We start from the raw sequence: 25,976 nt of genomic DNA on the forward strand, positions 1-25,976 counted from the left end.
CACTCCATAGACTACTAGTCTAAATCGTTGAGAAGGAATTAGACCACTGGTCTAATTTTGTCAAGACGAGCTCAGCCCGTTCCGTCACCGACACTTTGGGTAGCACATGCAGAGTATAGCCGAGCTTTTCCAAAGTGCGGGTGATGCGCAGATGTTCCTGAACCGCCGCATCAAAGTCATGCCTGCGTTCATCGTCCCCAACGAACAGCTCTTGCCATGGCGGAACGATGAAAACACGCTTCGCATATGGCGGAGTTTGACCAAGGGTTTCGCTTGCTGTCGGCCCGCCGGAATGCTCCAAAGCAACAGCGGCATCGATCAGCCCCCGGTCGAAGAAGACGGGACCATCCAGACGCTTCGCCCTCTCCAGATCGGCCTTGGCCACCTCGATGGCTCGGAGCGCGAATGCGTTCATATCCACCCATGGCAGGGCCTTACCGTCTCCCGCCAACTCATCCGCAACGATGCGACGACCCGGCTCTGGCATAGTTGCAAAGCCACGGTCGGCCAAGGCATCGAGCAGGGTCGATTTTCCCCCACCCGAACACCCCGTTAGCAGTATCAATCGATCGTTCAATGCATTTCCCTTTCTTTTGGCTCTTTGAACCTGATCCAGCACCTTCTAACTCAACGTGCGGTTTGAGCGAATTTTCCAACCTTGGTCAGCCACTTCTCGCGAACCTGCGCGGTCGAGGCCTTGGTGGTGGCGAAGTTGGTGACCTGCACCGGCGAGAAGCCGACATAGCCCAGAATTTGCTTCTTGATCTGCTTGGCGATGGCAGCACCCAAAAACAATTTGAAGTACCAGTTGGGCGTATCTGATGTGATGAACACATGCGCGGTTTTGTTGGTGAGTAGTTTTTTGGGAAGTGGTGCCCCCTTTTGTTGCGCGAAAGCTCTTCCGGGCAGCAGGATCCGATCAAACAGCCCCTTCAGCTTGGCAGGCATTCCACCCCACCACAAAGGATGCGTCAGGACGAAGTGGTCACATTTTTCAAGCGCATCCCAGAACGCTTGTAGATCGGCTTCCAGCTTTGGCGCGTTCTTATAGGTCGCTTGCCCGAAGTCGCTGTTAAACTGCATATCTGCCAGGTTGAACCGCGCGACATGATAGCCCGCATTCTGCGCTTTTTGTTCATATCGGTCTGCGATACCTTTAGACAAACTGCTCCCGGCAGGATGTCCATTCAGAATCAAGATATGGTTGCCTTTGTTTTCTTTGTTGCCGATTGCCATTTGAGTCTCCATAAAATTGACCGCGGTCAATTTCTATATAGAATGGTTAGGGCCATATGCAATATCAAAAATTGACTGCGGTCATTTTTTCTTAGGAGAGAGCCAATTCAAAAGAGAAGCTATGAGACGAGAGCGAACATTCTGGAAGCAGCTCGGAAACTGACAAAAGGGAAATCATTTGACGATGTGTCCATGGATTCGATAGCGAAAGAATCCAGCGTCGCCAAAGGATCGCTCTTCGCACATTTTGGCGACAAGAACAGCTTGTTCTCGTACCTTGTTGCAGAGCGCATTCAGGCAATTGTTGACGATTGGGAAAAGGAGTCTGCTGGCGTAGAAAGTCCGCAGGACTATCTTGTTCGTCAGAGTATGAAGCTGATCCGTCTTCTCAGTGCTGACAGAACAGTTCTTCAAATCTATCTGGATTTTTCGGGAGCAACGTCCCACAAAACATCCGAACAGTTTCTGGCGGCACTCGACGCGCTGGAGACCAAATTGCTGTCATTTCTGGAAGACTGGAGCAAGGATGCGACTGAAGGAATCAGGACGGATCTTGTCCCCGCAGACCTTGCGGCCGGCATTTCTGCCTTCGTCACGACGGCTGCCATCTATCGATCATGCAGCAAGATCGGCTCAGATTCCGAGTGCCAAACGCTATTGGCTCGCCAGTTCCAAGCATGGCTATCTCCCGGCTGTCTTTGATGGCGACAGTTCGGTTTTGAAGACCGCGTGGTTCGGGAAGATACCACGCGGCCAATTGCTTTAATCCACGATGAAACGGTTGCGGAGTTCGCTTTGAACCTTGTCGGCAGCGCGAACCTTGAGGTCGATGCCGTCCTCGCTGTCGAGACGGTCCAGAACATCGCAGTGACGATAGAGCCAGGCGAGGCCCTCGCCGTCCTCGACGGCCAAATGCAGCTTGAGGATATTGTCATTCTGGGCGAGCTTGGCTTCGATCTCGTCGAGCAGGATATCCGTCCCCTCGCCGCTGACCGCAGACAGAGCGACCGGTTGCAACTGCTCTGTCGCCTTTGATGGCTGCTGGCTCGCGGCACGCTCGATCACCTTCTGCCGATCATCGTCTTCAAGCAGATCGATCTTGTTCCAAACCTCGATCACACGCGGATCTTCATCGATCTCAATGCCCAGATCGTGCAGCACATTGGCCACATCCTCGGCCTGCGCGCCTGTATCCTCATGGGCAATATCGCGCACATGCAGAATAACGTCGGCCTCGAGCACCTCTTCAAGCGTCGCCTGGAAGGCCGCAATCAGATGGGTCGGCAGATCGGAAATGAAGCCCACAGTGTCAGACAGGATTACCGGCCGACCATGGGGCAGTGTCATGGTGCGAAGGGTTGGATCGAGCGTAGCAAACAGCAGATCCTTGGCAAAGATCCCCGCCCCCGTCAGATGATTGAACAGCGTCGACTTGCCAGCGTTGGTATAGCCGACCAGAGCCACGATTGGATGCGGAACCTTCTGGCGGTTACTGCGATGCAGCCCGCGCGTCCGGCGTACCTGTTCAATATCCTTCTCAAGACGTGTGATCTTTTCCTGCAGGGCCCTGCGGTCGGCCTCGATCTGGGTTTCACCGGGACCACCCATGAAGCCGATCCCGCCGCGCTGGCGTTCAAGGTGCGTCCAACTGCGAACAAGTCGGCCTTTCTGATAATTCAGATGCGCCAGTTCGACCTGAAGCCGCCCTTCCTTGGTGCGGGCACGACGACCGAAAATCTCAAGAATGAGGCCGGTTCGGTCGAGAACCTTTGAGTCCCATTCCTTTTCGAGGTTGCGTTGCTGGATCGGAGTGAGCGGATAATCTATGATGATCAAGTCGACCTTTTCGCGGTCAATGATATCCCAGATATCCTCCAGTTTACCCTTCCCGATGAGGGTCGAGGGGCGAAGCGCATTGAGCGGAATGCGGATGACATCGACGACATCAAGCTCGATGGCAGCGGCCAGACCGGCGGCTTCCTCCAGACGTGAATCATCGGTCCGCCGAACGATCTTTCCTTCGGCAGCCGCCTTGTTTTGCAAATTCTGCGATAGAATGGGAACCAGAACAAGCGAACGGGTCGCAACCGTCTCTCGCTTGATCATCTTCTTCTGCGATCGCCGTTTGGCTCCGCTTTCTTCTAGATCTTCTTTATCTTCTGACAATCAGCCTTCAGCCTTCTCGCCATTTTCTGCCGCTTCGAAGAGCGACAATGGCCCATTTGGCATAATGGTGGAAATGGCATGTTTATAAACCAGCTGCGAATGCCCATCGCGCCGCAACAACACACAAAAATTATCAAACCAGGTCACAACACCCTGCAACTTAACCCCATTGACCAGAAAAATGGTCAGCGGTGTTTTAGTTTTGCGAACGTGATTGAGAAAGGTATCCTGGAGGTTCTGGGCTCTTTCTGCCATAGGTCCTGCCTTATTGTTGTCGTTTATCTCGTAAGATGTTGCTTTAATGGAACCACCATTATGACCTAGTCACAAGAATTAGACCAGACCGGCAAACCCCATAAACTCGCCACCAGCCTCACTGGCAGTGATATTTTCCACATGTCTGGGGATATCGGCAAATTGCTACGACAAAACCGAGTCCCCCAACAACACCGGCCGCGCAATTTTATTCCTGAACCATCGAGTACCGATAAGATCGATTCTCGGAGGAACAGTTTACCCATATTGAGACACTTGCCAAGTCTCAAACGCAACCATTCTATGCACTAAAACTGAAAACCACTCTAAAATGAAGTCATAAACGGATCACCGGCGCCAGAAGTTCACATTAAACGCACCAAACAGAACGATAATTTCAATTCGCCCGAGGATCATTGTGACAACCAGCGCATATTTGATAACCAGCCCCATCTCCGCATAAGGCGGCCACTCGCCAGTTTGGCTCCATCCTGATTGATAGAGTGGGCCGATGTTCGAAAAGCTCGATATGGCCGCAACGAGACCTCCGTCAAAGTGACCGATCTCATAGGTCACCATACCGGTGACAATGGCAATCAGGATCATCGACAACAGGAACGAAGCCCAAATCGCCTTCATCAACTGAATGGTATATTCGGTTCGGCCAAGGCGGCCTCCACGGATCGAATGCGGATAGATCAGGCGCCCCACCTCGCGCGTTGCCTGAAGGATCATGGCGCCAATCCGATAAAGCTTGAGCCCTCCCGCCGTTGAGAAAGGCGTCGCACCAATGAGGGCCACACAGATGACGAGAATGCCCGGCAGAACTGTCACGTCCGCATGACGCAATTCAAACCCGGTCGTGGAGACCAGAGACGCCGCCGCAAAGAACCCCTGCCGCAGAGCGGACAAAGGCGGCAACACAGATGCACTGCCCGCCAGTTGGAACAGCGTAATGGAATAGAAAAGCCCCAAGACCCCGATGATGGCCAGAAGGGCGTAGCTTTCACCCTGTTCGTACGAAAGCTGAAATTTGCCGCGCACCGCCATCCGGTGCCACAAAATGCTGGACGCTCCGATCACCATCCCCACCGCAACAATCAGCTCGGCGAAACGATTGTCATAGACAGACAGGGGGCCATCAACCGGCATGAAACCGCCTGTTGAAATGGTTGAAAAGGCAAGACAAAGGGAATCAAAAGGAGGCAGCCCTGAAATGATCAAAAGCCACGCCAGCCCCATCGTCACAAGGCCGTAAGCACCTCCAACCTGCCGAATGACATAGAAGGTGCGCCCGGACTCGTCGCCCAGATTGCGCTCTGTGATCCCGGTCTGGTGATCAGGCAATCCGCCCACCCCGCCGGGGGCCAGAATAAGCAGGAAGCTCAGCAACGTAAGAAAGCCGCCAAACCATTGCAAAATGGCCCGCCAGAAGATCAGCGCACGCGGCACGGGTTCCAATACCGTGAAGACCGTGGATCCGGTCGTCGTCAGCGCTGAGGCTGCCTCAAACAGCGCATCAATGCCGGAAAGCTGTCCTGACAGAATGAAGGGAAACGCACCGGCGAACGGCAAACCAAACCACGCAAGCACACACAGAAGGAAGGTTTGCGCATTGACCAGATCTTTCTTCTGCCCACGAAGGGCAAAATAGACCCCACCCGACAGAAAGCCGGTCAGGCCCGCAACGAGCAGAAACCCGCCTGCCAGTTCCGTATTTCCCGAACTGAGTGCAACGAGCGCCGTAGGCAGCATGAGTGCGCCCAATGCTCCAAGCAGGATCGACAGGAAATAGAGGATTGCGGTCATCCGGTGACAGCCCTTTTCGTGCCTTAGAAGAACTCGAAGCTGACACGGAACAGCATTTCAACCTGTTTGACGCGATCAGCCAAAGCAAACAGGATGACACGGTCCCCCGCCTCGATCTGAACGTCGCCGTTGGGCATGATCACCTGCTTGTCACGGTAGATTGCTCCAACACGAACCCCTTCGGGAAATTCGACACTGCGCAAAGGCCGACCGACAAGCGGTGACGTCTCCAGCGCTTCTGCCTCGATGCCTTCTGCCGCACCATCCTCGACCGCGTGTACTCCGCGAATACGGCCGCGGCGAACATGCTGCAGGATTTTGGAAATCGTCACCGAGCGCGGGTTCACATAGGCATCAATGCCCAGATCATGCGCCAAATCGGGATAATGGGAATCATTGAGCAGGGCCATGGTGCGCGTACAGCCCAGACGCTTGGCCATCGCACAGGACAGGATATTGACCTGATCATTGTTGGTCAGCGCAATCAGCGTATCCGCGTCCCGCACATCGGCTTCCTTCAGGATATCCTGATCAAGCGCACTGCCCTGCAGAACAATCGTGTCCTTGAAATCATTGGCAATCTTGATCGCCCGGTCGCGGTCCAGCTCGATCACCTTGGCGCGTGTGCGCGCACGTCTTGCTTCAATTGCCATGGCGACATACCGACCGATGTTCCCGCCACCCGCGATCACGACGCGGTTGGCAAGCCCCTCGTCATGCCCGAAGATATTGAGCGTCCGCCAGACCTGCTGGCGATCCACCACCACATAGGCAAGATCGCCGGCCAGCATCTGGTCCTCGGCATGGGGAACAAACAGCCGTGAATTGCGGCGGATCCCGACAACCACCGCCTGAAGATCAGGAAAGAGTTCAGTCAATTGCCGCAAGGGCGTATCGACAACCGGACATTCTTCCTCGCACAGAACCGCAATCATCAGCACTTCACCATCGGCAAAGCGCACTGTGTCCTCGGCGCCAGGCATCGCCATGCGCGACAGCACCATCTCGCCCACTTCCACCTCGGGCGAAATCACCACGTCAATGGGCAGATGCTCCCGAGAGAAGAGGTTTGCCCAATGCTTCTCCAGATAGGACTGGGCCCGCACGCGCGCTACCTTGGTCGGCACGTTGAAAAGCGAATGGGCCACCTGACAGGCGACCATATTGACTTCGTCGTAAAGGGTAACGGCGACGATCATGTCCGCTTCATCGGCCCCTGCCCGCGCCAGCACGTCCGGATGGGCACCATGGCCGACATATCCACGCACATCGAGCGTGTCGCGAATGGCAGAAACCAGAGCCGGAGAACTGTCGATCACCGTAACGTCATTCTGCTCGGAGGATAGATGTCGGGCAATACCGTAACCGACCTGACCCGCACCGCAAATCACCACTTTCATATCTTGCAGCTCTCTTTCTCAATACCAAGCTGGCGGCAAGCCCAACGCGTTTCGCAATTCGCTCCAAGGGAGCATCGCAACGAGCGGAACGACAGCAGACTCAAACCTCTTGTTCAGGCACTTTCGAAATTTATTGCACAAATTTCGCTTAAGCCCAATCACTTATCGGCGCTTGCGAAAAAGTGGGGCCATCCGTAATCGCGTTTTCGGGCGGCCGACATGCGATCAAACAACGCCAAGGCTTTTGAGCTTGCGGTGCAGTGCGGACCGCTCCATTCCGACGAATTCTGCGGTGCGTGACACATTACCACCAAACCGGGCAATCTGAGCCTTCAGATACTCCCGCTCAAACACCTCACGCGCTTTCTTGAGAGGCAAAGACATGATCTGCTCGCTGGCTTCCCCACTGCCCGGAACACTTGGGGCGGTTTCCCCAACTTCGCTGGGCAAAAGATCTGCCGTGATGATCGCGTCTTCATCCCCTTTGGTCAGGATCAGGAGGCGCTCGATATTGTTTTTCAGCTGGCGAATGTTTCCCGGCCAGTTATGCGCCTGCAATATGGCCATCGCGTCTTCACCGATTTTGCGGGATGGAAGCCCGGCGGTACTAGACAGAAGCTCCATGAAATGCAGCACCAGCTCAGGGATATCCTCACGCCGGTCAGCAAGCGGCGGAACAGCGAGGGGCACGACATTGAGGCGGTGGAAAAGGTCTTCCCGGAACCCGCCAACCTCGACCAGGCTATCCATATTGCGCGAGGTGGATGAAATGAAACGAACATCCACTTGCACAGGTTTCTGCCCGCCGACACGCACGAACTTGTTGCTGGTCAGCACACGGGTCAGTTTGCTCTGCGTTTCCATCGGCAGATCGGAAATTTCTTCCAGATAGAGCGTCCCTCCGTGAGCTTCTTCCAGCGCCCCGATCTTGCGGGGTGTGGTGCCATCGGCCTCGGTGCCGAACAGTCCGATTTCCAGATCCGTCTCGGTGAACTGGATGGCCGAAAAGGACACAAAAGGCGAAGACGAACGATGGGACTCCAGATGGATGCAGCGCGCGACCAGCTCTTTGCCACAACCAGAAGGGCCGGATATCAGCACGCGACTGTTGGTTTGAGAGATCCTCTGGACCAGTTGGCGCAGATTGTTCATGGCGCTGGAGGAGCCGATCAGCCGGTTGGTCTCACCGCTGCGCGATTGCAGATCCTTCACCTGCCGCTTAAGCGTTGAGGCCTCGAGCGCCCGCTCCGCGACGAGAATAAGCCGGTCGGCCTTGAAAGGTTTTTCAATGAAGTCATAGGCCCCGCGCTTGATGGCCGCCACCGCCGTTTCGACGCCACCATGGCCCGAGATCATCACCACCGGCAATTCCGGATGCTTCTGCTTGATCACTGCGAGCAACGCAAGCCCGTCAAGGCGGGATCCCTGAAGCCATATATCCAGAAAAATCAGGGACGGCCGTCGTTGTTCGATCAGCTCGAGCGCTTCATCGCTATGGGACGCCATGCGCGTATCATAGCCCTCATCCTCTAGAAGACCGGCGACGAGTTCGCGAATATCGACTTCATCATCAACTACAAGAATATCCGCTGACATGTTCACTCTCCTCCTGCCTGTCGCAGATTATCCAGCGACAGCCCTGAATTATGGTGTCCTTCTGCGGTGCCATCGGCACCATCCATAGACGCTACAGCATCCTTGAGAAGCCGCATCTCGATGCAGGCCCCATGCTCAAAATCGGAAACTTCCGCGGCATCCCGCAACTGGATCGAACCGCCATGCTCATTCAAAATCTTGCGCACGATGGCGAGTCCTAGACCCGTGCCCTTTTCTCTCGTCGTCATGTAAGGCTCCAGCAAGCGCTGACGATTGTTGACGGGAAACCCGATGCCATTGTCAATCACCCGGACGCAATAGGTGTCGTCCTCGACCGTGGCAACGACGAGAACTTTTCCTGCTTCTTCGTCTCGGTCCTCTCCACCATCGCGGCCACTGATCGCTTCGGTTGCATTTTTCACGATATTGGACATCGCCTGAGACAGAAGACGGTGATCAAAGGATCCGGGCATTTCTTCCGGCAGATCCGTTTCGAACGTGATGTCGTGATTGGCGACTTCAATCAGAAACACGGATTGCTTGACGACTTCCGACAGGTCTCCCGGCTCAAACACCGGTTTGGGCATGCGGGCAAACGAGGAAAACTCATCGACCATGCGTCCGATGTCACCGACCTGACGGACGATCGTGTTGACGCACTGGTCAAACACCTTGCGGTCATCATCGGCGACCTTTTTGCCATACCGACGGCGCAACCGTTCCGCTGACAACTGGATGGGAGTGAGCGGATTCTTGATCTCATGAGCAATCCGCCGCGCAACATCCGCCCACGCGGCCGAACGCTGGGCCGAAACCAGATCGGTGACATCATCAAGCGTAACCACATGGGAATGCAGGTCATCATCTCCACTTTCAGAGGTGATACGCGCCCGCAACGCCAGTTCCAAACCGCTCCGGACAACAGAAATCTGTTCTTCCAGATGCTGGGACCCGTCGGCATAGATCGCATTTTCGAAAAGATCCGCAATCTCGGGCAGCACCGATGTCAGTTTCTTGCCCAGCAACTCGCGCTCGCGCATGTTCAGGAGCTTCTGAACCGAGGGATTTGCGAGAGTGATCTGCCCCAACTCGTCAATGCCCAGAACACCGGCGCTGACACCCTCCAGCATCGCCTCGGTGAAGCGCCGCCGGGCGTCCATGGTGTCGCGAGCAAGGATGAGTTCATCCCGCTGAGAGCGCAGCTCGGTTGTCATGGTGTTGAAGGTCTGGTTGAGGCTCGAAAAATCCGATGATCCGATCTCGTTGGGCAGCCGCACAAACAGATCACCGTGACGGACCCGCTCCGCTGCGCTGATCAGACGCCGGATCGGAGCAACCAGCGTATTGGCAAAGCCGATGGCAAACCAGGTCGTCGAGAGAAGCACGATCAGCCCCGCACCGATATACAGCATGGCGAAGGCTGCCAGAATGTTTGATCGGCTGTCAAAAAAGGCCTGATATTCCTGCGCATTCTCCGATGTCATGCGCAGGAAGTTCGACACGACCGGATCGATGACCCGCACCACGAAAAGATAGGCATCGCTGAATTCGTCAAGACGCAAGATTCCGGCGACAAGGTTGGAATCCCCAAGCGCGATCAACTCTGGCTCGCTACGGGCTCGTTCGAGCAATTCGGGGGTCGGCATTCTGGGCAAGGGCTGATCAAGTCGGCTCGGACTCGCCATCATCTCCTTGCCATCTCCGCTGACGATGAATGCCGCAGGAATGCCGCGAATGCGCGCCTGACGGGCGAAGATGGCCCGGAACCGGTCTTCGGCCAACAAAAAATAGGGCTCGGAGTCGTTCAACGCCCGTCCCATCCCGAGCAGTTCGTTGCGCAGAACGCGGGCATGTTCCTTGGTGTAAGCGGTTGCGACCGTCTGCGAGCTGTTGATGATCGCCATGGTGCGCGATGAAAACCAGCGATCAAGACCGCGATCAAGGGTGATAGACGCGAAAATGGCCACCAGCACAGTCGGCACGGTCGCAACAAGGGCGAACAACCCCATGACCCGAATATGCAGGCGCGCGCCGGCCTTGCCTTTGTGGCGGGCCAGAATGATGGAACTCGCTTCCCAAGAAATCAGAAACGCCAAGCCGACCAGAATGATGCCGTTGACGATCATTGCGATGCGAATGACATCATCGGTCGGTTCGATTGAGGTAAGACCGAGCAGAACCACAAATGTGGTAACGCCGGAGACAACCGCCAGAATGACGACAGCAAGACCAACCAGCCGCACCTTGCGCTGCATGTCCGGCATCTCGCCCACCATCGACAATCCTTCAGCGAGCAAACCCGTACGTCTGCCGCTCCGGTCACTTTGGCCGGGCTCTAAATCCTTTTCGGAACGATCATTCACGCGCAACACATCCTCTGCAAAGGGCCTGATCAAACGATTGAAGCAGGCCCCTCTATTGAACTGAAATGTTGCTTAAATGTGACAGCTATCGCAATGACTGTCCATGCCCCACAGTTTGTTGTGTTAAATTAGCCACATCAAACCGGGAAAAATCGCCAAAGTCTGCCGGTCAGGCACCCCGCACCACCTGAATATCCAGATCCTTTATCTTCTTACGCAGGGTATTGCGGTTGAGTCCCAACAACTCCGCGGTCTTGATCTGGTTGCCCTTGGTCGCGGCAAGCGACGTGCAAATCAGGGGATATTCGATTTCACGCAGCAGTCTGTGATAGAGACCGGGGGGCGGCAAGCTGTCGCCGAATTCCTTGAACAATTGCTCCAGATAGGATTCCATAGCAGCAGCCAGATTCTGGACCTTCTGCTCTGGCTGAACATCCGTGGTCAGACTGATCTGATTGAGCTCATTTTCGATCTGCGCTGCCGTGATTGTTTCTTGTGGGTAAAGCGCAGCAAGACGACGCACCAGATTCTCAAGCTCGCGGACGTTGCCCGGCCAGCGATAGCGCAGCATGACATCAAGCGCATCTGGCTGGATGGTCTTGACCGGCAAGCCCTCGCGTTCGCCGACAGCGAAGAAGTGCCGCATCAGATCCTTGATATCCTCGGACCGCTCGCGCAAAGGCGGCAAACGCATCGGAACCACGTTGAGCCGGAAAAACAAATCCTCTCGGAACAGGCCCTGATGAATGAGGGACTGAAGATCCTTGTTGGTTGCGGCGATAATGCGCACATTCGTCTTGATCGGCGTGCGTCCGCCGACAGTGGTATATTCTCCCTGCTGCAGGACGCGAAGCAGACGGGTCTGCGCTTCCATCGGCATATCGCCGATCTCATCGAGGAACAAAGTCCCCCCTTCAGCCATTTCGAACTTGCCCGCCGAGCGACCAAGCGCCCCGGTGAAAGAGCCTTTCTCGTGGCCAAACAACTCCGACTCAATAAGGTCCTTGGGGATCGCCGCCATGTTGATGGCCACAAATGGTCCCTTGCGGCGTTTGCCATAATCATGCAAGGCCCGGGCAACCAGCTCCTTGCCCGTTCCGCTCTCGCCGGTGACCATAACCGTGAGATCATTTTGCATCAGGCGCGCCAGCATCCGGTAGATGTCCTGCATCGCAGCAGAGCGACCAATCAACGGAATATCCATGCCGTCGTCTTCGGTCGTCTTAAGGCTCGGGCGTGGCTCGGACAGCGCTCGTCCGGCAATGTTGATCAGTTCCTTGAGGTCGAACGGCTTGGGCAGATATTCATAAGCACCGCGCTCGGACGCCTTGATCGCCGTCATGAACGTGTTTTGCGCACTCATCACAATGACTGGCAAATTGGGTCTGGTTTTCTTGATCCTTGGCAGAACATCAAAAATATTCTCATCCGGCATCACGACATCGGTGATCACAAGATCGCCTTCCCCTTGTGAGATCCAGCTCCACAAGGTCGTCGCGTTGGATGTCAACCGAACCGTATATCCGGCGCGGGACAGCGCCTGATTGAGCACGGTGCGGATGGCAGTATCATCATCAGCCAGCAGGATTGTCCCTTTGGTCATGGTACAATCTCCTATTATAGTTCCATGTCGCTGGGTGGCAGCATGACGCGGAAAATGGTTTGACGGCCAGTTCCGTCATACTCAATCACACCTCCATGATCGCCAATCAGCTTGGCAACCAGAGCCAGTCCCAGACCGGATCCGTTCGTCTTGGAGGTGACAAAGGGGTCGAACAGACAATCTTCGATTTCCTTGGGAATGCCCGGCCCGTTGTCCTTGACGCAAATTTCAAGCGGCAGGGATGTTTTCTCGGTCGATCCTGGCACCTGAATGCGGATGCCGGGACGAAATGCAGTGCTCAGAACAATCTCAGGTCCGGGTACTTCCAACACGGCTTCTGCAGCGTTCTTGACCAGATTAAGGAAAACCTGAACCAGTTGATCCTGATTGGCATGCACGAAAGGCAGGGACGGATCATATTGTTCCCCGAAGTGGATGCGGTCGCCGAATTCAGCCTGTGCCAGCTTCTTGACCCGATCAAGCACCACATGAATATTGACGGCCTCTCGCTCAACGGGGCGTTGGTCGGAAAAGACCTCCATACGGTCGATCAATCGGACGATCCGGTCTGTCTCGTCAGTGATCAGCCTCGTCAATGCGCGGTCATCGTCGGACACCGAGCTCTCGAGCAGCTGGGCAGCACCGCGAATGCCCGAAAGCGGGTTCTTGACTTCGTGGCCGAGCATGGAGGCAAGGCCCGTAACGGAGCGAGCCGAATCCCGATGGGTCAACTGCCGATCCATCTTGTCTGCAATCGTGCGCTCCTGCAGCATCAGGGTAACAGCGCCCGTGCGATCCTGTACCGGTGCGGCATAGACATCCACCACCTTGTCTATTCCGATGCGCGGATTGGAAATATCGACCCGATATTCATTCACCGGCGCAAGTCGCTCTCTGGCCTGATCCACCAGAGCCAGAACGGGGCTACCAAAGGGAAGAAGCGTTGTCAGCTTTTGCTTGGCAAGAACCGCCGCGCTTGTCTGAAAGAAAAACTCCGCCATATCGTTGGCCGCAACCACATAGCCGTCCCGATCAATCATGACGATCGGGTGCGGTAAGGCACTGAGCATCAGTTGATAGGGAACGTCCTTGGGATTGCTGCGTCTTGGCTTGTCATTCATGCTACCTGCCTCGCCGCAGCCAAATCGAAAAAGTCGCGCAGCCCCGCGCGAACGCGTTCCGGTTCATTTGCGGTCAAAATTGTCTTTTTCAGATCGGCCAGTTCGGAGGAATAATAGCCGGTCCGTTCAATTTGATAATCCATATACCACCCCAGATGTTTGCGGGCGCAACGCACGCCCACCACGTCCGGATAATAGTCAATCATTCGGTCATAATGCTCGAGCACGAGAGGGAGCAAAGTCTCTCCTTCGGGCTCGTCAAGCTTTTCCCCGGTCGCCAGATAGTGCGCCACATGACCCGGCAGCCAGGGGCGCCCGTAGGCACCGCGCCCCACCATCAGCCCATCGGCACCCGACTGGCCGAGAATTTCCATGCTGTCCGCTTCACTCATTACATCGCCATTGGCAATGACCGGAATGGACACGGCCTCTTTTACGGCGTGGATCGCAGTCCAGTCAGCCGTTCCCTTATAGAACTGGTTGCGGGTGCGTCCATGGATGGTGACCAGCGCAACACCGCTCTCTTCAGCTCTGCGCGACAACTCCGCCGCATTGTGGGATGCATCGTCCCAACCCAGTCGCATCTTAACGGTGACAGGCACCGACACCGCGCCGACAACCGCATCGATCAATCTCAGCGCCTGATCCAGATCCCGCATCAACGCCGACCCCGAATAACCTGAAATGACCTTCTTGGCCGGACACCCCATATTGATATCAATGATCGAGGCCCCGGCGCCTTCACTCAGGCGTGCTGCCTCGCCCATCCAGTCCGCTCTGTTACCGGCCAATTGAACAGCATGGACCTCAAGCCCCTGCCCTTCTGCCCGAAGGCGCATTTCTTCCTTGCCAACAGCAAAGGCTTTGCTGGCAACCATTTCGGAAACCACAAGCCCGGCTCCGAATCGACGCGCAAGGGTCCGAAACGGCACATCCGTGATACCGGACATGGGTGCAAGAAAGACGCCGTTTGGAACGACGACGGGTCCGATAGCAAGGCTGGAGGCGGCCTTATGTAGGGAGCTGGACTTCATAAGGAGGTCATCTTTCAAGGCATTCTTCAAAAACAGTATAGAGATGCCTAATAAATGTGCAAGGGAATTTAGTGTCTACAATTTGGTCATTAACACCCTTTGTGCACGCATGCGATCTCACATGGGCAAAAGCGGCTCAGATTGCTTTGGCAAAAAACAGGAATTTTCAATTGGTCAATTCCCAAACAGACCGCCCCCTGCTAAAGCAATGAGCATGGTGGTAATCCAGAATGATCTGCCAAACGCAAATGGATCCGCCCTTAAAGCAAAAGCACAAACGCACAAGGATGGCAACGAACATCATGACATGCGCCGCAATCATCGTGGCTGCCGGAGTTGGCAACCGCGCCAAGCGAAGCAGCGACACTGTTGCCAAACAATATGTCCGAATTGCCGGAAAACCGGTCCTTTGCCACACGCTGATACCCTTCCTGGAATCAGAGGATATCGATTTCGTCAAAGTGGTCATCGCCGAGGGGGACAGGTCGCTTTATGATTGTGCCATCGAGCCGCTGCTGTCCGATTATCCGGAAAGCCTTCTGAAAGCCAAACTCCTGCCGCCAGTCATAGGCGGGGACACGCGACAATCATCCGTCCTGAACGGCCTTGATGGTCTTGCCGATCACAAGCTGGACAACGTTCTTATCCACGATGCCGCCCGCCCCTTTGTCACCAGACAAATTCTGAGACGCTGCCGCAGTGCCCTGCAACAGCACAAGGCCTGCCTCGTCGCCACCCCGGTCACCGATACTATCAAGCGCGTATCGCAAGACGGCGTGATCGAGGCAACAATCGACCGCTCGACACTCTGGGCAGCCCAAACACCACAAGGCTTTCATTTCGACTTTATCCTTGAAGCCCATAGGCGCGCCGCCCAATCCGTCACCGCCGCATTCACCGATGACGCAGCCGTGGCCGAATGGGCGGGTCAGCCCGTTCGCATTGTAGAAGGCAGCCCCAGCAACACCAAACTGACAAACCGGGAAGATCTAGACATGGCAGAACAGGCCCTTAGCGGCATCAAGCCCGCCACCCAACCTCTGACCGACGCAAGAATGGGCACGGGATACGATGTTCACGCCTTCGAGCCGGGCGACGGCGTGATCATCGGTGGTATATCCATCCCCCATGACCAAAAGCTCAAGGGGCATTCGGATGCCGATGTCGGCCTGCATGCCATCACCGATGCGTTGCTGGGCGCCATAGCAGATGGCGATATCGGGACCCATTTCCCGCCCTCCGACCCCAAATGGAAGGGCGCATCCTCGGATCTTTTCCTCAAGGACGCAATGCGGCGCGTTGCGGATCGAAACGGAAAGGTCTCCAACATCGACCTGACGATCATTTGCGAAGCACCCAAGATCGGACCGCATCGCCCTGCCATCCGCGCCCGCATTGCTCAGATTTGCGATCTTGACCTTGAGCGTATCAGCGTCAAGGCGACAACGAGCGAGCGGTTGGGCTTCACGGGCCGCAAAGAAGGAATTGCGGCCTTGGCAAGCGTCTGTGTCCGATTGCCCGAACCGCAAGACTAGAGTATCACTGGTATAGACCTGTTGCGTGCAGCCGGACGAATGCGCAACTCACGCGGCCCTATGATCAAACAAGCGGCAAGGATTCGCCATGTATGTTCCCTCCGATGCAATCGAACTGTCGAACGAGTTGCTCGATATCGCCAAAAAGAAGGGATACACGATCGCGGCAGCCGAATCCTGCACCGCCGGCCTGATTTCAGCCACCCTCACCGAAGTCCCCGGCTCTTCGCAATTCTTTGATCGAGGCTTCGTCACCTATTCCAATGAAGCCAAGATAGAGATGTTGGACGTGCCCAGCGAAATGATCGAGGATTGCGGTGCCGTGAGCGAAGAGGTTGCCCGCGCCATGGCAGAGGGCGCGATCCTTCATTCGCGCGCCGACTTTGCAGTGGCCGTGACCGGTATCGCCGGTCCCGCAGGCGGCACAAAGGAAAAGCCGGTCGGGCTTGTCCATTTTGCCGTATCGTCGCGCCACTATCCCCAGGCCCACAATCACAAGATCTTCGCCACCATGGAGCGCGAAGACGTCAGGGCGGCAACGGTTGAGCACGCTCTGATCATGCTGATCGAAGCAATGACGCAGAAACCTTACGTAGCGATTGAATAACCAGCGCAAACAATCATCAAAAAAAGCCCGTGAGGGCATAAAAAAAGGGCTGCACAGGCAGCCCTTTTTTTGTGGTATCGCATGTCTTCAAGACATCAACTGCTGACCAGATACGGCACCGGATCCACTGGATCGCCCTTGATTCTGAGTTCGAAATGCACTTGCGGGGCTTCCACATTGCCGCTCTTGCCGGCCTGCGCGATGATCTGTCCGCGCCGCACCTGCTGCCCTTTGGACACCATCACTTTTTCATTGTGCGCATAGGCCGTTACCCAGCCGTTTGAATGCTGCACGAGCACAAGATTGCCATATCCCTTGAGCTTATCACCGGCATAAATGACCGTACCGCTCTCCGCAACGCGTACCGAGGTTCCTCCAGGCACCGCAAGATTGATCCCGTCATTGCGGCTGCCATCCCGCTTGCGACCATAGCTTGAAATGATCCGCCCCCGAACCGGCCAGCGGAATTTCGGCGTTTGCGACGCGTTTTGCTTCTTGACGGAACCCGTGTGGTTCACACTATTCGCACTGCTGGAATCGGGACCGGGAAGCCCAACCGTCTGCCGGATACTCGCAACCTGATGGCGGCTTTTCGCCTTAGGCAAAGCTGCCAAAGGACGGGCGTGCGTTTGCTGAATCTGCTGAGATGCCTGCTGCACCAATTGGCGTGGCTTCGAGCGCGGCACTTTATTCAGCCGCACTGATGGCATCGCATCAGGACTGCTGACCGGAACCCTGCTGTAGGTTGGCTGCCGGTTGACCGAAGCGGTTGACGTATAATCGACCGGACTGGACTGCCGCGCCTCCGGAATATGAAGCCGCCGCCCCATCCGCACATGTGATTTTGTTGTCAGGCCATTGGCATTCGCAAGCGCCGCGATAGACACGTTATAACGACTGGCAATCCCGCTCAAAGTATCACCCGGCATGACCATGTGACGACGTTCGGCATTCGCGCTTTGCTGCATGCGCGTCACCTGCTGGGCGTACGGCGTCTGGCTTTGAAGGCGCAATGGATTAGCTTCGGGCATTTTCGAGATCGGCGGCACATAACCCTGATTAGCCACATAGCCCTGACTATTTAGGGAGGCAACCTGTTGCCGTGCCGGATAGGTCTCGTGTCGCTGCTGCTGATAGACTGGAATCAGAATGCGTTGTCCGGAGACAAGCGCGCCATTGCTCGGCAGATTGTTTACCTCGGCAATCGCCTTTTCGGGAACGCCATAGCGCTGGGACAAAAGCTTGATATTTTCACCCGGCAGCACACTCACCATGGTTCCACCGGCGCTCGTCCACTGACCGCTCGTGCGCGGAGATTGCCCGGACGATGGAGCGACGGATGCAACCTGTGTCCGGGTCGGCTGATTGACCGGAACCGAAGCCGTCGTGGGGATCGGCGCAGGCGGCGTTACGGATGCTGTCTGCGTGTTGTCGATCCGCTTCGACTTGGGAGCTGCTTTCGGTAGCGCTTCAAACCGCGAATTCGTGTTCGGCTGATAGACCGGCGTTCGTGAGGACTGCTTGATCGAGCTGGTTGCCGTATAATCGATCCCTTGCGGCGCATTTGATGCCAAAGGCGGCATGGGCTGCGAGGACACAGGAACCGGTGTCCTTTGGGTATTCACAGAATGGGTCGGAAAATTAGACACAGACTGCTGTGCTGACGCGACCTGCTGCCGTTGCACATTGACCGGCTGATAACTGACCGATTGGGAACTGACGGGCTGTGGATTGACATAAACTGTCTGAGGCTTGTTGTAGGTCGGCTGAGGCGCAGAATAAGACGCCTGCTGAGACCACGTGTTCGGCATCGGCTGAGCCGCCGATTGCTGCACAGGAGCCCTGGCAGTCGAATTCGTAAAAACGTCTTTTTGATTCGCAGTATATCCCGACCCGGGAGTGCCAAATCGCTCTATCTCGCCACTGCACGCGCCAAGCACAGCTGCGACTGCAAGCAAAGACGTCGTGGACAGAAACTTACGCAATACTGAATAGTTCATACCAACACCGGATTAAACGCACTACACCCCGTTACTCAGTTTGATTAGAACTCAGTAACCTTTCTAAACCTTTAAAACGGGTTGGATTCCGCGCAAGGATTGCCAAAAAGATTGCAAATTGGCTTGGATAGAGAGCGCGCAACGTCCCCAACCCACCGCGCGACAAAGACCAGTAGAGCAGCATGAGATGATGAGCGAGGGCTGACGAACCAAGGAGCGCCCTCACCCGGATCGGCATAAATTGACCGAACAACCTCTCAATGAGATGCCCTGTTCCAATAGGACACACACGAAAACGGCCCACCACATTGTGATGAGCCGCAATCACTCTGATTTGTTGCACGACTTTGGTCGGTAAGCAGCCTTGGACGGCCTATAGAGCGGAGAGTTTCTTCAAGGTTTCACGATCTGTCATATCCAGATGCAACGGCGTGACCGAGATCTGCTTGTGGTAGATCGCATAAAGGTCTGTACCCTCCTGCGGCTCAAACCGGCGCCCCTCGAACCCGAGCCAGAAATAGGACTGGCCTCGTGTATCTTCGCGGGCTTCCACGCTCAACTGTGCCTGATCCCGGCGTCCCTGACGGGTGAGCACCACATCCTTGACGTCCGCAGGATCACAATCAGGAAAGTTGACATTGAGCAGGGTCTGGAACGGCAGCACATGCTTCAGCAGATCCTTGACGACGCGGGCTCCATGCTCGCGCGCGCAATCCCAGCTGATGCCGTCCTTGGACTCCCAGCCATAAGCTTGACTGAGCGCGATGGAGCGTACACCGAGCAACGCCCCTTCCATGGCCCCGGCCACCGTGCCCGAGTAGGTCACATCCTCGGCCATGTTCTGACCACGGTTCACGCCGGAGAGCACGAGATCCGGTTTCTCCGGCAGCGCATGCCCTGCCCCCATGATCACGCAATCCGTGGGCGTTCCCTTGACCGCAAAGCGCTTCTCGTCAATCTGGCGCATCCGCAAAGGATCATGCAGTGTCAGAGAATGCGACATGCCAGACTGTTCTGTTTCGGGCGCAACCACCCAGACATCATCGGAGAGGGAATGCGCGATTTCTTCCAGAACCTTCAGGCCCGGCGCGTTGATACCATCATCATTGGTCAGCAGAATACGCATCTTTTCCCTCTTCAAATCTCGGTCAAGAGCTGCGCGGGCAAAAGTCCCCCGTAGCGACAAAAAAGCCAACAGAACGTTTGGCGTTCAGATCGACCCGAAGCGAATCTCAGCTCTTGGCCGAAATCTTTTCAAGTCCACCCATGTAGGGTCGCAGAACCTCGGGGATCACGATGGACCCATCCTCGGTCTGATAATTCTCCACCACGGCAATCAGGCAGCGTCCAACCGCAACGCCAGAGCCATTCAGCGTGTGCACGAATTTCACAGCCTTTTCGCCGGTGGGGCGATAGCGGGCATTCATGCGGCGAGCCTGAAAGTCACCACAGGTGGAAACAGACGAGATTTCCCGATAGGCGTTCTGCCCCGGCAGCCATGCTTCGATATCGAATGTGCGGCGGGCTCCAAAGCCCATATCGCCGGTACAAAGCGTCATCACGCGGTAAGACACACCAAGTTTCTGCAACACCGCTTCAGCGCAAGACAACATGCGTTCCTGCTCGGCAACCGAGCTGTCCTCATCGGTGATGGAGACCATCTCGACCTTTGAGAACTGATGCTGGCGCAGCATGCCGCGCGTATCGCGCCCGGCGGATCCTGCCTCGGAACGGAAACACTGCGACAGCGCCGTGACGCGCATTGGCAGCTGATCGCCATCAACAATGGAGTCGCGCACAAGGTTGGTCAGCGGCACCTCCGAGGTCGGTATCAGCCAACGGTCATCGTCCGTGTGAAAAGCATCTTCGGCAAATTTCGGTAGCTGGCCGGTTCCAAACATAGCTTCGGACCGAACGAGCGTTGGCACGGATACTTCCTCATAGCCATGCTCGTTCGTGTGCAAATCGATCATGAACTGACCGATTGCACGCTCAAGGCGGGCCAGCTGGCCCTTGAGCACAACAAAGCGCGAGCCGGAGAGCTTTGCCGCGCTTTCAAAGTCCATCTGGCCGAGCGCTTCACCCAGCTCGTAATGCTCCTTGGGCTCAAAGGCCATCTCTGGCTTGTCACCCCAGAGATGGTGAACCACATTGTCCTCTTCGTCCGCACCTTCAGGCACGTCATCAAGTGCAATATTGGGCAGCTTGCTTAGAATATCTGCGATCGTGTCCTGCAATTCGCGGGTCTTGGCTTCGCCATTCTGGATGACGCTCTTGAGGTCACTGACCTCCGCCATCAAAGCCTGTGCCTTGTCCTCATCGCCCTGCCCCTTGGCCTTGCCAATCTCCTTGGAGGCAGCATTGCGGCGCTGCTGAGCATCCTGAAGGATCTGCACCTGCGTAACGCGTTCATCGTCAAGTGCGATCAGGCGAGATGAGGATGCCTCGGCTCCACGAGCAATCTGAGCCTTATCGAAGCTGTCCGCATTGTCGCGAATCCATTTGATATCAAACATAACGATGATCCGAATCTACACTGGTCGGTGGGAAGGGTTGTTAGACGGGCGGAAAAATAGGAGAGCGCGCGCCCGGACGCAAGCCCAGAGCAGCAGCATGCTCCCAAACGGGGGACTAACCCACAAACTCTGTTGATTAAGCCACCACAATCACCCCGGAACGAAGCGAAATCGATGCGACAGAACGCATCAGTCAGCCGCTTCGCGTTCCTGATCGCGCTCGCGCCGCATCTTCTCAACCCTTTTTACCGACAGGATCGAAATCTCGTAGAGCAGCAACGTCGGGATAGCCAAACCGAGCTGGCTGATCGGATCGGGCGGCGTCAAAACCGCAGCCATAACGAAGGTGGCAACAACGGCATATTTCCGCTTGGTCTTCAGCCCTTCGGAATTCACGAGGCTCGCCCGAGCCAGAAGGGTCAGGACCACGGGCAACTGAAAGACAAGCCCGAAGGCGAAAATCAGCGTCATGATCAGCCCGAGATATTCACTCACCTTGGGCAGATGAATGATCTGGGCAACCCCCTCACCGGTCTGCTCCATGGACAGGAAGAAATCCATCGCAAGCGGCATGACAACAAAGAAGACAAGAGAGGCCCCGATTGCGAACAGAATCGGTGTGGCAATCAGGAACGGCACAAAGGCCTGTCGCTCATGACGATAGAGCCCCGGAGCCATGAACATGTAGATCTGGCTTGCAATCACTGGAAAGGCAATGAACAGGGCCCCGAACAACGCCAGCTTGAGCTGAGTGAAGAAATATTCCTGCGGCGCAGTGAAAATCATCTCCACCTGACGACCCGAACCCACCGCTTGCTCATAGGGAATGATGAGGATGTTGAAGATATCGCTGGCAAAGAAGAAGCAGACCAGAAAAGCAATAAACACCGCGATGACAGTCTTCATCAGGCGACTGCGCAGCTCGATCAGATGCTCGATTAGGGGGGCCTTCGAGGACTCGACGTCGTCCAATTCACTGTCACTCATGATCAGGCCTTCTGGCTCGCGTCATCTTCAGAGGATGACGATCCTTTGTCTTCGCTCGGCGTTTGGTCATCTGACACCGCAGCGACCGGTCCGGGTTCGACCTCCAGAGGTTCCTTGTCGGCGACCTCCGGCTCTTTGGACTTGTCTTTGTTGTCTTTTTTCACTGAGCTGGCAGCGCTGTCTGTCCCGCCCGATTTAACCTTGGCATCGGAAAGGGCCGAATTGATATCGCGGCTGCTCTGGCTAACCTGTTCGGTCAGGTCATCCGCAAAATCATCGTCAAAGCCGAGCTGTTTTTGAACAGCATCCTTGACCGCGGTCCTCGGATTGAGGTTGCGCACATCACCAATGGCGTTTTTCACGTCATCCAGCTCTGCCTCTCGCAAGGCTTCATTGAACTGGTTCTGAAAATCACCAGCCATCCGGCGCAAATTGCCTATGGTCTTGCCGACTGTTCGCAACAGACCAGGCAATTCCTTGGGACCGACCACGAGAACCGTGATGATCGCAATGACGAGGATTTCACTCCAACCGATATCAAACATTCAGGCGCACGAGCTCCGCTGTTGACCCTGTTCAGCACTTCAAAAACAGACTGGCTCAGCTAACCTTGTCTTTCTGCTTGTCTTCGGCGGAAACTTTTTCTGCGGGCTGATTTTCGATCTGCTCGGCGTCTTTATCTTTTTCCTCGCCGGTAAGACCCTTCTTGAAGCTGTTGATGCCCTTGGCGACGTCGCCCATCAACTCGGGGATCTTGCCCCGACCGAACAGCAGCACAACAACGACTGCGACGATGACGATTTGCCAAATTCCGATCTGACCCATGGATCAATTCCCTGTTTTGTGTACGCACACTGTGCAATCTATGATGACGATCGCACCTTTTTTTGTTCATTTTGCGAAAGAGATAAGCTGTTTAGTCCTCTTTGGCAAACATCAACATATCTTTTTTTCGGAAAGATACACCAATATTCTCTCCCGGAGAAAAAGTCTTCCCCATGCGGGATCGCACTATAAATGGATGCTCGACACCCTTGATCGACACTTCATAAAGATCGACTTCGCCCAGAAACATCCGTCGCTTCACCCGCGCAGCAAGTGCCGAAACATAGCCGTCCGTGATGGCTTCATGCAGAATCACGCCCTGCTCCCGGACACAGACCCGCACTGCCTGCTGGTCCTGAAACCCCTCGCAATCGAAAATGCCGATCGGTGAGCGCACCTTGCCGCCCTCTACCACCCCATCGACTTCGTTGAGATCGGAGAAAAAGCGCGCAGCCCAATAGTTCGCCGGCTGAAAGTAGAGCTCCTCGGGGCGTGCATATTGAACGATGCGCCCATCCTTCAACAGCACAATCCGGTCGCTCATCCGCAAGGCCTCTTCGGGATCGTGCGTGACGATCATGCACGTTGCGCCAATCTCGCGCAGCACCGCGAGCGTTTCATCCCGCACCCGATCGCGCAGCCGATTGTCTAGGCCCGAAAATGGCTCATCCATCAGCAAGATACTCGGACGGGGCGCAAAGGCTCGCGCCAGTGCCACGCGCTGCTGCTGGCCACCGGACAACATATGCGGAAAGCTGTTGGCCCTGTCCTCCAGCCCCACACGCCTGAGCGCCGCACGCGCTTCAATCTCGGAAGCCTGGGCCGGTAGATCAGTGAGGCCAAACATCACATTCTTGAGGATGGAAAGGTGCGGGAAAAGTGCATAATCCTGAAACATCAGACCGACGCTGCGCTTTTCAGGCGGAACAAACACGCCGTCTGCGGCAACCTCACGATTGTTGATCAGAACCGAGCCGCGGCTTTGGCGTTCAATGCCCGCAGCAATGCGTAACAGCGTCGTCTTGCCGGACCCGGATTGACCAAGCAGGGAAACCACTTCTCCCGGCTCGATAGAAAAGGCAATATCGCTAAGAACCTCTTTTTCATCAAAGCTTCGGGAGATCGAATCGAAACGCAGTCCAGCAGCAATCGACGCTGCCGCGGTCCCTCGGTTGCCCCATCTGGAACCCCAATCCATCGGTCCTTCTTGCACGCCCATTCCAATCCCTTCACTGTCTTCTAAAGGCAACTCTTATCCTGTCCTCGCTGACAAACTCAATGGAAACTTTCGTCTTTTGGGTGGGAGCGTAAACAACCGCTATGGTTTCTCATCTTCAAGCGCGACGGCCTCAAGCGCCTCAAGATCCTCAATCGGGTCTTCATCAGGCGCGAGATCCTCATTGTCATCCGGCTCAGGCATGGAGAAGGCCGGAGGCAGGGCAGAATCCAGCATTCCCGCGCCCTTCAACTCCTCAATACCCGGCAAATCCTTGATCGATTCGAGATCGAAATGAACAAGAAACTGATCGCTCGTACCATAGGTGACGGGACGTCCGGGAACCCTCCTACGTCCGCGCACACGCACCCATTCGGTCTGAAGCAACACGTCCAGCGTTCCGCGCACCGTCGACACGCCGCGGATCTGTTCCATTTCTGCGCGGGTGACCGGCTGGTGATAGGCGATGATTGCAAGGGTTTCCAGAGCCGCGCGTGACAGTTTCTTCGGCTCCAGAGCTTCGGCCTGCATGAGAAAGGACAAGTCCTTGGCCGTGCGAAACAACCACTTGTTTTCGATCTGGATGAGATTGACCCCGCGGTCGGCATAGTCCTTCTGCAATTGCGCCAACAGCGCCACGACATCAATGTGATCGGGCATCCGTGCGCTGATCTCAGACAGGCTCAGCGGCTCGGCACTGGCGAAGAGAAGGGCCTCCAACATGCGTTTAAGCTGCAGGCGGGCTTCACTGGCCAGAGCGATAAGCTCGTCGTCATCGCCGATTTCCAGCGCCTCGGTTTCGTCCTTGCTCATCCCTCTCCCCGTTGCTTACCGCGCATATAAATCGGGCCAAATGCATCCGTCTGCCGCAATTCCAACTGCCCTTCTCGCACCAGCTCCAGCGCAGCGGCAAAGCTGCTCGCTGTTGCGGTGACACGCACATCACGCAGCTTAAGATAGCTGCGCAAGATCTCATCAATCGGCGTCCAGTCGGCCAATCCCCCCACCAGACGGACCAGCACATCCCGCGCCTCCTGCAAGGACCAGACCTCACGTTTGCGGACATGAACGAGCGACACCGATTGCCGTTGCCGCAGCCCGGCATAAGAGGTCAGAAGATCATAAAGCGTTGCTTCAAAATGCGGCTTGCGATTGAGTGACATGTCTTCTGGTGCCCCGCGCAGGAAGAAATCCTTGCCGCATTGCTCTCGCTGCATCAGCTTGGCTGAAGCCTCGCGCATTGCCTCTAGCTTTCGCAGCCGGAAGGCAAGCAGCGCCGCGAGTTCCTCACCACTGGGCTCATCCTCGTCTTCCATATCCGGTATGAGAAGGCGCGACTTCAAGTAGGCAAGCCAGGCTGCCATCACCAGATAGTCCGCAGCCAATTCGAGCCTTAAAGCCTGCGCTTTTTCAATGAAGGCAAGATACTGATCCGCGAGTGCCACCATGGAAATCTTGGTCAGGTCGAGCTTCTGCTGCCGAGCAAGCGCCAACAGAAAATCCAAAGGCCCCTCGAAGCCTTCGACGTCAACGATCAGCGTCGGCTCGCCAATCCCGGCCTTGGGAACCAGATCAATGCCTTGCATATGAGTCCAGCTGTCAGGCTGCGCAAGATCCTCTTTTGACAAGGAACCCGGCACGACCTCGACCTCAACGACCTTTGAAGCCTTGTCCTTGGGGGAATCGGTGCTGGGATCGTCCGTGTCT

General features: G+C 55.8%; 24 protein-coding genes. 4 read left to right on the forward strand and 20 right to left on the reverse strand.

What is annotated here, in order from left to right:
• Positions 1-19: 19 nt before the first annotated feature.
• Both CPH65_RS19570 and CPH65_RS19575 read right to left on the reverse strand, forming a co-directional pair.
• A complete protein-coding gene (locus CPH65_RS19570) occupies positions 20-577 on the reverse strand; it encodes an AAA family ATPase (protein ID WP_096176517.1) in 558 nt (185 codons plus the stop codon).
• A gap of 50 nt (positions 578-627) precedes the next feature.
• Positions 628-1,236, reverse strand: coding sequence for an NAD(P)H-dependent oxidoreductase (locus CPH65_RS19575; RefSeq protein ID WP_096175408.1), 609 nt, complete (start codon positions 1,234-1,236; stop codon positions 628-630).
• A 141-nt stretch (positions 1,237-1,377) separates the two neighbouring features.
• Here CPH65_RS19575 and CPH65_RS19580 point away from each other — a divergent pair, with 141 nt between their 5' ends.
• Positions 1,378-1,938, forward strand: a complete 561-nt coding sequence (locus tag CPH65_RS19580; protein WP_256385227.1) for a TetR/AcrR family transcriptional regulator — start codon at positions 1,378-1,380, stop codon at positions 1,936-1,938.
• Between the two features lie 60 nt (positions 1,939-1,998).
• On the opposite strand, the gene hflX is transcribed toward CPH65_RS19580, so the two are convergent.
• The 9 genes from hflX to dusB form a co-directional block, all read right to left on the reverse strand.
• A complete protein-coding gene (gene hflX / locus CPH65_RS19585) occupies positions 1,999-3,342 on the reverse strand; it encodes a GTPase HflX (RefSeq protein WP_096176518.1) in 1,344 nt (447 codons plus the stop codon).
• Positions 3,343-3,402: 60 nt separating this feature from the next.
• On the reverse strand, positions 3,403-3,657 hold the full coding sequence (gene hfq, locus CPH65_RS19590) for an RNA chaperone Hfq (RefSeq protein ID WP_096175410.1): 255 nt from the start codon (positions 3,655-3,657) through the stop codon (positions 3,403-3,405).
• A gap of 348 nt (positions 3,658-4,005) precedes the next feature.
• On the reverse strand, positions 4,006-5,466 hold the full coding sequence (locus CPH65_RS19595; protein WP_096175411.1) for a TrkH family potassium uptake protein: 1,461 nt from the start codon (positions 5,464-5,466) through the stop codon (positions 4,006-4,008).
• A gap of 23 nt (positions 5,467-5,489) precedes the next feature.
• Positions 5,490-6,866: a Trk system potassium transporter TrkA gene (gene trkA / locus CPH65_RS19600; protein ID WP_096175412.1), complete on the reverse strand. Its 1,377-nt coding sequence runs from the start codon at positions 6,864-6,866 to the stop codon at positions 5,490-5,492.
• 225 nt (positions 6,867-7,091) lie between these two features.
• Positions 7,092-8,462, reverse strand: coding sequence for a sigma-54 dependent transcriptional regulator (locus CPH65_RS19605; protein ID WP_096175413.1), 1,371 nt, complete (start codon positions 8,460-8,462; stop codon positions 7,092-7,094).
• A 2-nt stretch (positions 8,463-8,464) separates the two neighbouring features.
• On the reverse strand, positions 8,465-10,825 hold the full coding sequence (locus CPH65_RS19610; protein WP_157747818.1) for a PAS domain-containing sensor histidine kinase: 2,361 nt from the start codon (positions 10,823-10,825) through the stop codon (positions 8,465-8,467).
• A 169-nt stretch (positions 10,826-10,994) separates the two neighbouring features.
• On the reverse strand, positions 10,995-12,428 hold the full coding sequence (gene ntrC / locus CPH65_RS19615; RefSeq protein ID WP_096175415.1) for a nitrogen regulation protein NR(I): 1,434 nt from the start codon (positions 12,426-12,428) through the stop codon (positions 10,995-10,997).
• Between the two features lie 14 nt (positions 12,429-12,442).
• A complete protein-coding gene (locus tag CPH65_RS19620; RefSeq protein WP_096175416.1) occupies positions 12,443-13,549 on the reverse strand; it encodes a nitrogen regulation protein NR(II) in 1,107 nt (368 codons plus the stop codon).
• On the reverse strand, positions 13,546-14,583 hold the full coding sequence (dusB, locus tag CPH65_RS19625) for a tRNA dihydrouridine synthase DusB (protein ID WP_096175417.1): 1,038 nt from the start codon (positions 14,581-14,583) through the stop codon (positions 13,546-13,548). The genes CPH65_RS19620 and dusB overlap by 4 nt, the downstream gene beginning before the upstream one ends.
• Positions 14,584-14,870: 287 nt before the next feature.
• On the opposite strand from dusB, the gene CPH65_RS19630 reads away from it, so the two are divergent.
• Entirely contained in the window at positions 14,871-16,118 is a 1,248-nt protein-coding gene (locus tag CPH65_RS19630; protein ID WP_244574461.1) for a bifunctional 2-C-methyl-D-erythritol 4-phosphate cytidylyltransferase/2-C-methyl-D-erythritol 2,4-cyclodiphosphate synthase, read from the forward strand.
• 88 nt (positions 16,119-16,206) lie between these two features.
• Positions 16,207-16,725: a CinA family protein gene (locus CPH65_RS19635; RefSeq protein ID WP_096175418.1), complete on the forward strand. Its 519-nt coding sequence runs from the start codon at positions 16,207-16,209 to the stop codon at positions 16,723-16,725.
• A 95-nt stretch (positions 16,726-16,820) separates the two neighbouring features.
• Here CPH65_RS19635 and CPH65_RS24160 read toward each other — a convergent pair whose 3' ends face one another.
• Entirely contained in the window at positions 16,821-17,999 is a 1,179-nt protein-coding gene (locus CPH65_RS24160) for a LysM peptidoglycan-binding domain-containing M23 family metallopeptidase (protein ID WP_172891551.1), read from the reverse strand.
• A 91-nt stretch (positions 18,000-18,090) separates the two neighbouring features.
• On the opposite strand from CPH65_RS24160, the gene CPH65_RS24850 reads away from it, so the two are divergent.
• A complete protein-coding gene (locus tag CPH65_RS24850) occupies positions 18,091-18,222 on the forward strand; it encodes a hypothetical protein (protein ID WP_256385197.1) in 132 nt (43 codons plus the stop codon).
• A gap of 876 nt (positions 18,223-19,098) precedes the next feature.
• Here the strand turns inward: CPH65_RS24850 and surE are convergent.
• From surE to CPH65_RS19680, 8 genes are all read right to left on the reverse strand, one after another.
• Entirely contained in the window at positions 19,099-19,851 is a 753-nt protein-coding gene (gene surE / locus CPH65_RS19645; protein ID WP_096175420.1) for a 5'/3'-nucleotidase SurE, read from the reverse strand.
• A gap of 106 nt (positions 19,852-19,957) precedes the next feature.
• Positions 19,958-21,241: a serine--tRNA ligase gene (gene serS, locus CPH65_RS19650; RefSeq protein WP_096175421.1), complete on the reverse strand. Its 1,284-nt coding sequence runs from the start codon at positions 21,239-21,241 to the stop codon at positions 19,958-19,960.
• A gap of 189 nt (positions 21,242-21,430) precedes the next feature.
• Positions 21,431-22,228: a twin-arginine translocase subunit TatC gene (tatC, locus tag CPH65_RS19655; RefSeq protein WP_096175422.1), complete on the reverse strand. Its 798-nt coding sequence runs from the start codon at positions 22,226-22,228 to the stop codon at positions 21,431-21,433.
• A gap of 2 nt (positions 22,229-22,230) precedes the next feature.
• Positions 22,231-22,773 (reverse strand): Sec-independent protein translocase protein TatB, encoded by a 543-nt coding sequence (gene tatB / locus CPH65_RS19660; RefSeq protein ID WP_096175423.1) that lies wholly within the window; start codon positions 22,771-22,773, stop codon positions 22,231-22,233.
• Positions 22,774-22,828: 55 nt separating this feature from the next.
• Positions 22,829-23,053, reverse strand: a complete 225-nt coding sequence (locus CPH65_RS19665; protein ID WP_096175424.1) for a twin-arginine translocase TatA/TatE family subunit — start codon at positions 23,051-23,053, stop codon at positions 22,829-22,831.
• 91 nt (positions 23,054-23,144) lie between these two features.
• Positions 23,145-24,251, reverse strand: coding sequence for an ABC transporter ATP-binding protein (locus tag CPH65_RS19670; protein WP_197703892.1), 1,107 nt, complete (start codon positions 24,249-24,251; stop codon positions 23,145-23,147).
• A gap of 120 nt (positions 24,252-24,371) precedes the next feature.
• Positions 24,372-25,082, reverse strand: coding sequence for an SMC-Scp complex subunit ScpB (gene scpB / locus CPH65_RS19675; protein WP_096175426.1), 711 nt, complete (start codon positions 25,080-25,082; stop codon positions 24,372-24,374).
• Positions 25,079-25,855: a ScpA family protein gene (locus CPH65_RS19680; RefSeq protein ID WP_096176520.1), complete on the reverse strand. Its 777-nt coding sequence runs from the start codon at positions 25,853-25,855 to the stop codon at positions 25,079-25,081. Before CPH65_RS19680 ends, scpB begins: the two co-directional genes overlap by 4 nt.
• Between the last annotated feature and the right edge of the window lie 121 nt (positions 25,856-25,976).

The organism is Cohaesibacter sp. ES.047 (assembly GCF_900215505.1).
Taxonomy (GTDB): Bacteria; Pseudomonadota; Alphaproteobacteria; order Rhizobiales; family Cohaesibacteraceae; genus Cohaesibacter.

Coding starts and splice junctions, on each gene's coding strand:
- CPH65_RS24160 (WP_172891551.1), bottom strand. CDS start 17,999: ATGGTGAGTGTGCTGCCGGGTGAAAATATCAAGCTTTTGTCCCAGCGC.
- hfq (WP_096175410.1), bottom strand. CDS start 3,657: ATGGCAGAAAGAGCCCAGAACCTCCAGGATACCTTTCTCAATCACGTT.
- hflX (WP_096176518.1), bottom strand. CDS start 3,342: ATGATCAAGCGAGAGACGGTTGCGACCCGTTCGCTTGTTCTGGTTCCC.
- CPH65_RS19665 (WP_096175424.1), bottom strand. CDS start 23,053: ATGGGTCAGATCGGAATTTGGCAAATCGTCATCGTCGCAGTCGTTGTT.
- CPH65_RS19595 (WP_096175411.1), bottom strand. CDS start 5,466: ATGACCGCAATCCTCTATTTCCTGTCGATCCTGCTTGGAGCATTGGGC.
- trkA (WP_096175412.1), bottom strand. CDS start 6,866: ATGAAAGTGGTGATTTGCGGTGCGGGTCAGGTCGGTTACGGTATTGCC.
- CPH65_RS19575 (WP_096175408.1), bottom strand. CDS start 1,236: ATGGCAATCGGCAACAAAGAAAACAAAGGCAACCATATCTTGATTCTG.
- CPH65_RS19680 (WP_096176520.1), bottom strand. CDS start 25,855: ATGCAAGGCATTGATCTGGTTCCCAAGGCCGGGATTGGCGAGCCGACG.
- tatC (WP_096175422.1), bottom strand. CDS start 22,228: ATGAGTGACAGTGAATTGGACGACGTCGAGTCCTCGAAGGCCCCCCTA.
- CPH65_RS19605 (WP_096175413.1), bottom strand. CDS start 8,462: ATGTCAGCGGATATTCTTGTAGTTGATGATGAAGTCGATATTCGCGAA.
- CPH65_RS19620 (WP_096175416.1), bottom strand. CDS start 13,549: ATGAATGACAAGCCAAGACGCAGCAATCCCAAGGACGTTCCCTATCAA.
- CPH65_RS19670 (WP_197703892.1), bottom strand. CDS start 24,251: ATGGATTGGGGTTCCAGATGGGGCAACCGAGGGACCGCGGCAGCGTCG.
- scpB (WP_096175426.1), bottom strand. CDS start 25,082: ATGAGCAAGGACGAAACCGAGGCGCTGGAAATCGGCGATGACGACGAG.
- tatB (WP_096175423.1), bottom strand. CDS start 22,773: ATGTTTGATATCGGTTGGAGTGAAATCCTCGTCATTGCGATCATCACG.
- ntrC (WP_096175415.1), bottom strand. CDS start 12,428: ATGACCAAAGGGACAATCCTGCTGGCTGATGATGATACTGCCATCCGC.
- dusB (WP_096175417.1), bottom strand. CDS start 14,583: ATGAAGTCCAGCTCCCTACATAAGGCCGCCTCCAGCCTTGCTATCGGA.
- CPH65_RS19630 (WP_244574461.1), top strand. CDS start 14,871: ATGGCAACGAACATCATGACATGCGCCGCAATCATCGTGGCTGCCGGA.
- surE (WP_096175420.1), bottom strand. CDS start 19,851: ATGCGTATTCTGCTGACCAATGATGATGGTATCAACGCGCCGGGCCTG.
- CPH65_RS19635 (WP_096175418.1), top strand. CDS start 16,207: ATGTATGTTCCCTCCGATGCAATCGAACTGTCGAACGAGTTGCTCGAT.
- serS (WP_096175421.1), bottom strand. CDS start 21,241: ATGTTTGATATCAAATGGATTCGCGACAATGCGGACAGCTTCGATAAG.